Consider the following 10686-nt stretch of genomic DNA (forward strand, 5'->3'; position numbering starts at 1 on the left):
TATCACACTCCGCCTGCGCTCCGTTCCCGCCTCCGGCGGTTCATTACCTGCCGACAAGGAAAGCTGTCATGGCTGTTTTTCTCCCTCCGGATGGGTACATCCGCCGCACTCCGGGCAGCGCCAGTGGCAGTTTTCACACTCCTCATCTCCGCAGACACCATAGTCAATCAGTCTGCAAGTGCCACATTTTTGCAGCCATACTCGCAGTTACGGCATCGATCATCCCGATCATTTACAATGCATTCTCCGCTTTCCGGGCAAAGATAGGAGCAGTGGTCACAGTCTCCTGGACAATCCCTCGCCTCTTTTTCTTCAACTACAATGCCGACTACTTCGCCTCCCTCCATGTTCAAAGCCTCTCCGGACGTGATCATATCCCGCAGAATCCGGTCAATTTCTTTCCGGTTAATGGCTCCTATCGCAACCTTTTTTCTGTGAATGATCCTCAGATCATACTGAACTGTCTTCATAAAATCCTCTCTTTCTACCGTTCAAAATCTCTTCCTCTGTGTCTTTTTTCCCGCTTTGTCTGCCGGATTCCCAGCCGGATACAAAGGCTGTCGTTGCAGTCATTCCCCTGCTTTGGCGGCTCATCTCTTGTCTGGTATTTCTTCGGAAGCACCGTCCGGATGGCCTGTGTCGCAAGCCTCCCTGTCCGGTCATTGTCCAGATGAAACACCACCCGATCCACCTCCGGATGTTCTTTCAGAAAGCGTGTCAGCGCCGCCGGAACCTTGCTTTTCTCGATTTCTTTGGCAGGCTGGTACACACCCGCAAGGGATAACAGGTGCGTTTCTCTCCAATTTTCCCCGTCCAGTTTTTGCTCTGTGGCGTAAGATAACAGGTCAATCGCCGACTCGAACAGATGGACTTCACAGCATTTTTCTTCTGCCGGGATACAGAAAGAATAGTTTTTGTCGCTCCCTGACGCCTCCCCGACAAACGCTGTACCCACGCCCCGCAGAGCCGCATAACGGGGAATTCCGCTCTGATCCATCCCTACAAAAACAACGTTATGGTGGTTCTCACTCTCATAAATCTGTCCGGTTTTCAGACAATACTGAATCATCTCCATATCAATCCCACGGTTCTGCAGGTAGGAAACAGCGTACGTCTGATAGCGGTAAGGCTTTGGAAGGATCAGCTTTTTCTCTGTTTTCTTTTCGGCTGGTATGGAAACAGGCGGCTGGATCGCCGCCTGTTCCGCTATGGTCTGTACCGCCTGCACGAAGTCATATCCTCTCACTTTGATCAGATAATCCAGTGCGCTCCTGCCCCCGATCCCCCGGCTCCACCACATCCATTTCCCGTTGGAAATCTTCAAACTGTCATGGGTTCTGGTGCTATAAGTGTTCCCGGAGAAATGCACCAGCTCATAAGGTTCATAGTTTTTCAGATAGGTCAGCAGGTCGATCTGTTTCACTCTCTGCACCACTTCCGGTGCAACATAAGGCATAAATATCATCTCCTTTCCTGCCCGTGATTGGATATTCCATAAGTTATTTCAGATATCCGGACATAAAAATAGCCGGATGATCTTCTTTTTTGAAAACCATCCGGCTATGTAATTATATATCGCAATATGAGTTTGAGCATATCGGCAAATCAGGATTTATCGCTTCTTTACAAGCCAATTATCATTTTGTGTTCTTCTTTCTGCATAATAACCACATGGCATGTCTTTAAGAACACCTACAGAATTGTCTAAATCGAACACTTCTTTTAGAGATACCACTCTCGCTTCATCTATATCATGTCTTGAACCACACAAGAATTGCCACATCCCATCATCTTCATCATGTGATACATATAAAATGGGTTCGTCATCGTCTATAATATGGCAGCAGATTATCGTGGCTGTATCAGGTGCATCATAAAAAGGAAAATCCATATGCAACATTCCTTTCAAATCAAGATTTTTTAACTAAGATGTGCTTCTATTTTGATCTATCGCTATGCCATCAATAACATTCGCATTATCTATTGCCATTTTCCTTTCCTCCTTATATCAGGATCGGCAGATACCTTTATCCTTTTAAACTTTCCAATTCTACTAAAGAAAGTTCTTTAACCAATATTGCGTTTTTATTTGTATCAAGTGAATACTGTTCGACTTTTTTCAAAGCTACAAAATAATCGGCATCACCTATAATTGTATCTTTAGATGTACTAACAAGCACCAGCTTCCACTCCGCTACCGGCTTTCCATCAACTTTATACTCTGACTGTGGATTTTTAGGTAATGCTGTTTTAGTGCCCTCAGTTAAAGCTATTGCGCCAAACGGACTACCATCAGGTTTTCCATAGAATTTTGGTGTGGCGTTATAAGCATCACTCCAATCGACGCTCTCTTTTTTCCCTTTAACTTATCAAATAATCCCATTACTTTACCTCCTCAAATTCCAATTTATCTATTCAATCCTCTATAAACCCTGTATTTTCAAGGAATATCGCCTATTAAATGTTCAAACCTTATGTATTTTCCCTTGTTTTTGCCCTTATGAGCCGAAACAAGGGAAATTTTTATTCTCCGCCGATTACCTTATCCAGCAGTCTTGCGGAAGTACGCTTCGCTTCCCTTGTAGCGTGAGCGTAAATATTCATTGTGGTACTAACATCAGCGTGTCCGAGAAGTTCCTGCACATCTTTAGGTGCTGCACCGTTTGAAAGCAGATTGCTTGTATAAGTGTGTCTGAGCATATGGAAGTGGAAGTCCTCCAATCCCTCCACCTTTTTTCTCGCTGTCCTGCACATAATCCCCACCGTACTCGGTGCTTCAAATGCCCCGTCAGGTCTAAGGCAGACAAAGGATAATTCCTTGTACCCCTCTGGGACTTCTTCCGACCTCGGCAGACTGTAAACCTCATAATAGGTGCGGTCTTTTTCTTTGACCTCCAAATAGTAATTAAGGCTGTACAGTTCCCCGTATCGGAAACGGTTTTTATGCTGTTCTGCTTTCGCAGTTTTCAGGATTGCGGCAAGCGTATCGCAAAAGTCCACGGTGCGGATTTTTTTACGCTTTGTTGCCCCTATTTCTGTTTTGTGCCTTGCCCCGTTGTAACGCATACTGCGGCGTACTGTCAGATATTGTTCTTCAAGGTTGATGTCCTGCCAAGTCAGACCACAAACCTCTCCAATACGCAAGCCTGTATAATAGGCTATCTGTATAGGAAGAAGTGCAGGATTGTTTTTCTTTTTCAGGAAGTCCTCTAATCTCTGATACTGTTCGTAGCTGAGCGTTGGTGTGGAAGCAGTTTCTCCGTCCTCGTCCGAGAACAGTTCGTATTCTTCTTTCTTTCCTCGCCATACCACATACTGCATCGGGTTAAAGGTTATCAGCCTTTTCGGGAATACTGCAAAACGGAACGCCCCTTGCAAAACAGCCGAAAACAATCGGAGATACCCTTTGCTGAGTGCCTTTGCGGTTGTACCGTCAGGATTTGTACCGCCAAAGCTGAGAAAATCTATATACGCCTGTAAATGGTCGGCAGTTACGGTTTTCAGCTTTCGGTTTCCTATCGGGTGCTGTTTGATACGGTTGACCGTTCCCTGATAGGACATTACCGTACCATTGCTGAGATTGCCGGGTTTCAGTTCTTCCTCCACCCACAGATCGAGCAGCATACCAACTGTGATGTTTTCAGACTTCGCAACGAATTTCTTTTCCTCATAGTCAGCGATTGCTTTTCTGAGCAGGGCTTCTGTTTCAGACTTGCTTTCTGTTCCCACAAACTCTTTCTGTACTTTTCTGCCGCTTTCATCTTCGATGTAGAAGCGTGCGTACCACTTTTTACCTTTTTTTCTTACAGAACCTTTTGCCATAGATAAATTTCCCCTTTCTATCCGTGGCAATCGGGACTGTGACATATGGTGTGCGTAAAGTAATAAGGTTACTTATGCCGATGAATGTCAATCGGCATTTTCACTTGTCAAAGTGCCACGGAAATTTTCTTTTTCAGCAACCCTTTCCTCGGCTGCTGTCACTATCCCGAACAGGTCGCCCATCTTTACAGCGGTGCGTCCCTCATCGTAGATATGTAAAATTCCATCTAAAAACTGTTTCATATCCTCGATAGGAAGTTCCATTTCTTTACGGTAAACTCTTTCCATAATCGCCCCTGACTCAATCGCATAGCGGCGTAAGGACTGCTTTAAGCCCTCGTCCTCCGCTACACGGTCAACCTCAGCCATAGCGTCTGCAAAGTGATAAGTCATAACCGTATAGAGGTCAATCATCTTTCCGAGGAATGTCGTGAGCAGCTGTTGGTGCGGTTCTCCCTTTACCACAGAAGAAACAGTATCAAGATAATTTTTGATATGTTCCTCCATATCCTTTGCACATAAAGTGCGGCTGTCATATTCCTTATCTTCGGAAAGTCCTGTCAGCCATTCGGGAGTGGTCAGGAGTGCTTCTGCCAGACCGTTGATAATCATTGTACGCTTCGGGTCTACACCGTCCGCTTCATATCTCTGAATGGTAGATTTGTTTACCCCCACACGCTTACCAAGTTCGGGCATTGTTAAGTTTAATTCTGTTCGGCGTTCTTTTACTCGTTCACCGACCTGTTTTGCGGTGAATGTAATTTCTTTTTTCAAGGTTTTCACCTCCTATTGCTGATAGTATAGCATAGAAAAACCTATTTTGCAACCATAAATTTAATAATAGGTAAAAATATTTCTTAATAAGTTGCAAAACGAGTTGACAAGAGGTATCAAAATAAGTATAATTACAGATACATAGTTGCAAAATGCGTATTTTGAAAGGAGGTTGATAAAATGAGCAACATCAAAATGGGTTTAACCATAGAAGAAGCAGCAGAATGTACGGGTATCGGAAGAAATACAATGCGTAAGTTGGTAGACTGGGGCAAACTTCCCGTCCTCAAAGTCGGAAGAAAAGCGATTATCCGCAGGGATACTTTAGAGCGATTTATGAGCGTCAATCAGGGAAGAAACCTGCTCAATGAAAACGATGTCCGCAAAGTAGAATAACCATTTTCCAAGCCCTCGGCGTTTGAGAGCGAAATACACCCCTCGCACAAATCTTCGATTTGTACTCTGGGTATTTCGCCCTTGCAGGGGGCACTGTATCACAGCTTCGGACAATGCACCGCTGCTATGATACAGAAGAAAACAGCCCGCTGTTTTCTTCGCTGTCCGTCTGCTTACGCTGCCGAAACAGCGGCAACCGATTTCTCGGTTGCAAAAAGAGTATGCCCGTCACGGGAGAAAGGAGTATATGGCAAGACACTCATTTATACAGATGTCAAAGCTATCCAATGTCAAGGGAAGAATATCCTATATCACGAGCCACGCAAGACAGGAAAATCTCTATGCCACCTACCGCACCGCCGACAATGAATTTTGGAGTAACCTTGCAAGGGAAAGCCAGCAGGAATTTAAGCGAAGCGGTACAGAGGGCAAATGTATTGAAGCAAGGGAATTGATTATCGCCTTGCCCGAAATTTATACAAGATACGAGCCGCAGGAGGTCCTTGAAGATTTTACAGAGGAGTTCCGCAGACGGTATGGTGTGGAGTGCGTGTCAGCCCTCCACCACAATAAACGCAAAACCAATTATCATATCCATCTTATCTTCAGCGAAAGAAAACTGCTTCCTGAGCCTGACATCAAGAGAGCCACACGCAGCGTGTTCTATGATGAAACAGGCAAAAGGGTACGCACCAAGAAAGAAATCACAGGGGCGGACGGGCAGATACGAAAAGGCTGCACCGTCATAAAAAAGGGAGAAATTTATGAAAGCCACCTTTTTACCGTGAAAGATGATAAATTCAAAAGTGAGCCTTTTCTTCGGGAGGTAAAGGAGATTTACACCGACCTTATCAATCGGCATATCTCCGATCCCGAACAGCAGTTAAAGGTCTTTGATAAGAACAGCGTTTATCTTCCCACGAAGAAAATCGGTAAGAACAATCCCAAAGCCGCAGAGATTGAAGCGGATAACGCCGCAAGGCAGGAATGGAACAGGACAGCGGATATGGCACTCATATCGGGTATTTCCGAAGCAAAAATTTTAGAAGTCAAGCAGACCGAGATACACGAAAAAGCAAGCCAATCTATCAAAAGCAAAGGCTGGCTGCCTAATCTGTTCCGTGGGATTGTGGCAAAAGCAAAAGATTTTCTGCAAAACCTTATCCGTGAAAAGGATATGCCACCCAAGCCTACACTTGATATTGATATGGCAGAGTTCCGTCATATGCGAAATCTGATGATAAAGGTACAGGATAAGGCAAGGGAAATTAAAAACTTGCAGGATAAAGTTTTGCCGCAGTTGAAACAGCAGCTTGCCGAAACAAAGGGGCTTTTCAAAGGCAAAGAACGAAAAGCGTTGGAGGTAAAAATCAAAGAAACTGAAGCGGAGATTGCCGGCAGGTTGGATAAAATCCCCGATACACTCAAAGCGGACGGTTATCCCGATGTACAAGTTTTTATGAGGACTTTCCGAGAAATGGAAAGCGTTGTAGAACAGTACAACCGTGACCTTGCCGAGTGGGAATATCAAGTCAGCAGGAAACCGACAGCCGCCGCTAAAGAACAGCACAGACCTCCCGAAAAGCAGAGCGTGTTAAAACATCTGCGTGAGATACAGGAACGCAACAAGCAGAAACCGCCGCAAAGACAGCATAAAAAATCCATTGACAGAGATAGCCGATAGACATTGAAAAACCGCCGTTATGGAGTTACCCATAGCGGCGGCATACATAATCATTTGCAGCTACAAAATTAACAGTTATATTTTTTTCGCAAATTGCAAGTGCAAGTTGGACACCCGCATGAATAAAAATAGTTCGGCGTAAGCCGGACTTGACTGCCACACAGCAAGCACGGCTGGCGCTGTCAAGGATGCCGTAGGCAAGGCGTAGCCGGTGCCTTGACAGGGTCAGGCGGGTTTGCTATCCACCGCATACACTCGGTCAAGGAACGAATCAAACAGTTCCTCCGGTGTTGCGTACCCCAACTTCTTTCTGGGGCGTGCGTTCAGCTCATCCGCAGCCGATAGAATATACTCAGCAGAGTAGTTCTGCATGGAAGTGCCCTTGGGAACGAAGGCTCGGAGCAATCCGTTGTGGCGTTCATTTTGAGGTCGTTCCCATGAGGTGTAGGGATGGGCGAAGAACACCTCAGTGCCCCAGCTTTCACACTGCGCAAAGTCTGCGAACTCAGCTCCATTGTCAACGGTAATGGTCTTGAATACCTGTGCAAAGCGGTCGCCATATTCCTCTTTGAGCATCTGCATGGCAGCCATAACAGCTTCGCTCGTCTTTCCCGGAATCAAGAAAGCCAGGTAGTTTTCCGTCTTCTTTTCCAGAAGGGAAAACACAACAGCGTCCTTACCTGCGCGCTTACCAACCACGGTATCGCCTTCCCAATGGCCTTCTTCCGTGCGCTGAGAGGCAATTTCAGGCCGCAAATCAATGCTTTTGCCGAAGTTTTTCTTGTTTCCCCGGGGTTTGGCAGACTGCGTGTGCTTCCGCTTTACAGCTTCCGGCAACTCCATGATCCCAATGGGAAGATTACCTGCACACGCTTCATTATAGAGCGTGTGGGTACAGACCATCTCGTTGCCTGGAAACAGGCCGTGGCGTTTTGCGTAGCCGGCGCAGGCATCCAGAGACCACTTGTGCTCTCTGACCTGAGCAGCAACCCAGGATACGAATGCTCCGCAGGAAAGCAGTTTGTGCGGTTTCCGGGAACGGAACCGATTGGAACGGTATACAGCTTCACCGTGCTTGGCACTGTAGCCCGGAGTGCGACCCTTGCTCGACTTACGGGGCGGTGTGCCACGCCGCAGTTCGTTCCCGATCGTGGTAGGAGAACAACCCAACTCTCTGGCAATGGCTCTGTTGGACAGTCCTTGCCTCTTCAGGGCTTGAATAGCGCCTCTTTCTTCTCGCTGAAGATGTTGTCCGCTCTTGCGTTCCGGTAGATCTGTGATATAATGACGGCAGTCCATAGTGATTGCCCTCCCTCGATAAATGTTGTCTGGTAACTACATTTTATCATGCGGGTATATCACTATGGATTTTTCTTTTATGTGTCCAACTTCATTTTACAATTAACCGTTATATTTTTTTGATTTGTTTAACAAAATATAAATTCCAATCAATACCAAAATAGTGATTCCAAGTATCATATACATCGTTCCGATATTTACTTGACTTCCGAAAAAATAAAGATTGCAATCAAGGGAATCTTTTAGTTTTTCAATAACCTCTGTTGGAATACCTTGATTTTGCATTTCGGCAAGCGCCCCTTGCATTGTATGATTTCGGATAAGTGATGTACCATAAGTACCCGGCAAAAATGAGATTATTTTTTGCAGCCCTTCTCCAAATGAAGAAATAGGCATATATGCACCACAAATGAAACCATATCCCGCACTGATGATTGTGCCTACCGCTGAAATTTGTCCTTGTGTTGATAAGAAAAAATTAATAATCGAAGATAATGCTGTTCCAAACAAAACAAGAAGTAAAATATCAAGAAACAAAAAGAATATATCTGCGAGCGACATATACCAACCGACAATAGCTACATAAGTAAGACAGATACCCGTTGCAGCAAAGCAAATAATAAGTGTTGAAAGCAAGGTTGCAACATAATAACTCAACGAAAGTGTAGCTGACTTTACAGGAGATATTCTTAAATCTCTTATCGTACCATTTGCTTTATCTTGCACCATTAAAAAATTAGAACAAAAAGCAACCGTTACACACGAAACAGCAAGAATAGATGAGATAAGTTGACCGCCTACCAGTCCCTCTATTATGCTTTCTGATAGTTTTAATGAATTAGGTAAATTAGATGTAAAACTATCCCGATACACATTCCCAAGAAAAGTCACATAAAGTACAAGCAATATAGCAGGCGTTATCAAAGAGGTAAAGAACATTCCCTTATCTTTGAAAAACAATTTGATATTTCTTTTGATAAGAATGAAAGCCATACTCATTTTTCTGCACCTCCCACCAATGTTTTGCCCGTAACAGCAAGAAAAACATCGTCCATTTTTCCTTTTGTTATTTCGTAATCATTAAACAACTGCGGATTACGAATAATCAATTCAGTTGCAGCCTTTGTATTCGGTACAGAAAGGCGATAACCGTTTCGGATTTGCTCATATTCCACATCAAGTGCTTTAATATCCTTTTCATCTACATCATAAATTGTGATGTAATCCCCAGTATAAATATTTTTTAATTCAAGAGGAGTACCCTCTGCGGATATTTTCCCATCATCAATGATTACAACATAATCAGCTTCCGCAGCTTCTTCCATATAGTGCGTAGTTAAAAATACAGTCATATTTTCATCTTTGCGAAAACTTGATATAACATTCCAAATAAGTCGGCGTGTCTGTGGATCAAGCCCTGTTGTCGGCTCATCAAGAATAAGGATTTTAGGCTTATGAAACAAAGCCCTTGCAATATCAATTCTTCGGCGTTGTCCTCCTGATAATTTACCAACGGTGCGTTTCAATAAGTTTTCAAAATCTAATATTTTCGCCAATTCCTCAAGTCGTTTCTTAAACTCCATTCCAGTAATGCCATATAAAGCGGCACGACTTTCCAAATTATCATAAACAGAAAGGGCAGAATCCAAGACAGATGATTGAAAAACTACACCCAGCTCACGCTTAATATAGTCCATATCCTTATCTAAATCGTGTTTATCAATAAAAACGCTTCCACTGTCTTTCGATAGTTGTCCACACATAATATTGATTGTAGTTGATTTTCCTGCCCCATTGATACCAAGAAAGGCAAACAACTCTCCTTTTTTTACACGAAAACTCAAATTCTGAACAGCGTTTACACTTCCAAAACTTTTATTAAGATTATTGATTTGAATAATATTGCTCATTCAATTTCCTCCTGTATAATCGGTTTTTATCTCGCATAGAGAACAATCAATATAATCTTTTCCTGTTCTAATCGAACTCCAAATTAGTAGATGCAGTGCGATACCGTAAATTAAATTTATTATAGCATAATGAATTACCAAAGTCATTATGAAAGAGAACACATCGAATCATAATTGTGGCAGGCAAAGTTTTAATTTTTGACTGCCACAATTTTAATATTCTATATATTACATTTTTTACTTATAGATAATATCGGCATATACAATTTCTCGTGCTCTTGCCTGTATCTCATTCATTCGACCAACCCACAACATCGGTTTTTCTACTTTAAGTTGTTCGGTCACGCCCTCCTTGTCAGCCATTTGCTCGACCAATCGAAATATCATTTCCGTTGCCTGTTCGTCAATATCAGTAAGGTAACAGTTCAATTTTCCGCTTGTGAGAAGCGTGATGTAAACTGCCCGTTTATGTTCCTGTAAATAGCGTTTGTGTCGCTGCCCCCATAAGCCGATAGGCTTGTGTTCTTTTTCGGTTGGTAAAATAAGGCAAGGAATATAATAATCCCCCTGCAATTCATACCAAAGACCATTGCTTTCATCATAAATATACTTGTCCATTAAAAAATCCTCCGTTATAATATATTCGCACATATGTCACAGTTCTCCGATTGCCACACTTTGTTATATCTTGTTATGAGATTTTCTTGCCCTTAATTTTGCCCTTATAAGCAGTCAGGGAAAGAGTAAACTTGTGTGAAATCATATAAAGGGATAAGGCGAACACATTGCGATAAATCCTTT

At 43.4% G+C, this 10686-nt stretch carries 13 protein-coding genes; 2 read left to right on the forward strand and 11 right to left on the reverse strand.

The window, feature by feature from the left end; genetic code table 11:
* Positions 1-2: 2 nt before the first annotated feature.
* The 7 genes from BKD12_RS16870 to BKD12_RS05465 form a co-directional block, all read right to left on the reverse strand.
* Entirely contained in the window at positions 3-146 is a 144-nt protein-coding gene (locus tag BKD12_RS16870) for a hypothetical protein (RefSeq protein ID WP_176730927.1), read from the reverse strand.
* Between the two features lie 21 nt (positions 147-167).
* The gene (locus BKD12_RS05445) at positions 168-470 is read right to left on the reverse strand and encodes a hypothetical protein (protein ID WP_070088314.1); all 303 of its coding nucleotides are present in this window, start codon (positions 468-470) and stop codon (positions 168-170) included.
* Positions 471-484: 14 nt separating this feature from the next.
* A complete protein-coding gene (locus tag BKD12_RS05450; protein ID WP_070088315.1) occupies positions 485-1456 on the reverse strand; it encodes a DUF3991 domain-containing protein in 972 nt (323 codons plus the stop codon).
* A gap of 156 nt (positions 1457-1612) precedes the next feature.
* Complete coding sequence (locus tag BKD12_RS05455) at positions 1613-1891, reverse strand: hypothetical protein (RefSeq protein WP_070088316.1); 279 nt, start codon at positions 1889-1891, stop codon at positions 1613-1615.
* 136 nt (positions 1892-2027) lie between these two features.
* Positions 2028-2180, reverse strand: a complete 153-nt coding sequence (locus BKD12_RS17195) for a hypothetical protein (RefSeq protein ID WP_141736933.1) — start codon at positions 2178-2180, stop codon at positions 2028-2030.
* Between the two features lie 343 nt (positions 2181-2523).
* Positions 2524-3822 carry a tyrosine-type recombinase/integrase gene (locus BKD12_RS05460; protein ID WP_070088317.1) on the reverse strand — a complete coding sequence of 433 codons (1299 nt, stop codon included), beginning with the start codon at positions 3820-3822 and terminating at the stop codon, positions 2524-2526.
* 87 nt (positions 3823-3909) lie between these two features.
* A complete protein-coding gene (locus BKD12_RS05465; RefSeq protein WP_070088318.1) occupies positions 3910-4596 on the reverse strand; it encodes a helix-turn-helix domain-containing protein in 687 nt (228 codons plus the stop codon).
* A 180-nt stretch (positions 4597-4776) separates the two neighbouring features.
* On the opposite strand from BKD12_RS05465, the gene BKD12_RS05470 reads away from it, so the two are divergent.
* Positions 4777-4992, forward strand: a complete 216-nt coding sequence (locus BKD12_RS05470; RefSeq protein ID WP_004612412.1) for a helix-turn-helix domain-containing protein — start codon at positions 4777-4779, stop codon at positions 4990-4992.
* A 247-nt stretch (positions 4993-5239) separates the two neighbouring features.
* Positions 5240-6676, forward strand: coding sequence for a MobA/MobL family protein (locus BKD12_RS05475; protein WP_070088319.1), 1437 nt, complete (start codon positions 5240-5242; stop codon positions 6674-6676).
* 225 nt (positions 6677-6901) lie between these two features.
* Here the strand turns inward: BKD12_RS05475 and BKD12_RS05480 are convergent, their stop codons facing one another.
* From BKD12_RS05480 to BKD12_RS05495, 4 genes are all read right to left on the reverse strand, one after another.
* Entirely contained in the window at positions 6902-7975 is a 1074-nt protein-coding gene (locus BKD12_RS05480) for an IS30 family transposase (protein WP_070088320.1), read from the reverse strand.
* 102 nt (positions 7976-8077) lie between these two features.
* A complete protein-coding gene (locus tag BKD12_RS05485) occupies positions 8078-8974 on the reverse strand; it encodes an ABC transporter permease (RefSeq protein WP_083262847.1) in 897 nt (298 codons plus the stop codon).
* The gene (locus BKD12_RS05490; RefSeq protein WP_070088321.1) at positions 8971-9885 is read right to left on the reverse strand and encodes an ABC transporter ATP-binding protein; all 915 of its coding nucleotides are present in this window, start codon (positions 9883-9885) and stop codon (positions 8971-8973) included. The genes BKD12_RS05485 and BKD12_RS05490 overlap by 4 nt, the downstream gene beginning before the upstream one ends.
* A 237-nt stretch (positions 9886-10122) precedes the next feature.
* Positions 10123-10503, reverse strand: a complete 381-nt coding sequence (locus tag BKD12_RS05495; RefSeq protein WP_070088322.1) for a TnpV protein — start codon at positions 10501-10503, stop codon at positions 10123-10125.
* Positions 10504-10686: the final 183 nt, after the last annotated feature.

This window comes from Merdimonas faecis (assembly GCF_001754075.1).
GTDB classification, from domain to species: Bacteria; Bacillota; Clostridia; order Lachnospirales; family Lachnospiraceae; genus Merdimonas; species Merdimonas faecis.

Bases quoted from the DNA above. Each gene is read 5' to 3' on its own strand.
- BKD12_RS16870 (WP_176730927.1), bottom strand. From the start codon at position 146: ATGAGGAGTGTGAAAACTGCCACTGGCGCTGCCCGGAGTGCGGCGGAT.
- BKD12_RS05445 (WP_070088314.1), bottom strand. From the start codon at position 470: ATGAAGACAGTTCAGTATGATCTGAGGATCATTCACAGAAAAAAGGTT.
- BKD12_RS05450 (WP_070088315.1), bottom strand. From the start codon at position 1,456: ATGCCTTATGTTGCACCGGAAGTGGTGCAGAGAGTGAAACAGATCGAC.
- BKD12_RS05455 (WP_070088316.1), bottom strand. From the start codon at position 1,891: ATGGATTTTCCTTTTTATGATGCACCTGATACAGCCACGATAATCTGC.
- BKD12_RS05460 (WP_070088317.1), bottom strand. From the start codon at position 3,822: ATGGCAAAAGGTTCTGTAAGAAAAAAAGGTAAAAAGTGGTACGCACGC.
- BKD12_RS05470 (WP_004612412.1), top strand. From the start codon at position 4,777: ATGAGCAACATCAAAATGGGTTTAACCATAGAAGAAGCAGCAGAATGT.
- BKD12_RS05475 (WP_070088319.1), top strand. From the start codon at position 5,240: ATGGCAAGACACTCATTTATACAGATGTCAAAGCTATCCAATGTCAAG.
- BKD12_RS05480 (WP_070088320.1), bottom strand. From the start codon at position 7,975: ATGGACTGCCGTCATTATATCACAGATCTACCGGAACGCAAGAGCGGA.
- BKD12_RS05485 (WP_083262847.1), bottom strand. From the start codon at position 8,974: ATGAGTATGGCTTTCATTCTTATCAAAAGAAATATCAAATTGTTTTTC.
- BKD12_RS05490 (WP_070088321.1), bottom strand. From the start codon at position 9,885: ATGAGCAATATTATTCAAATCAATAATCTTAATAAAAGTTTTGGAAGT.
- BKD12_RS05495 (WP_070088322.1), bottom strand. From the start codon at position 10,503: ATGGACAAGTATATTTATGATGAAAGCAATGGTCTTTGGTATGAATTG.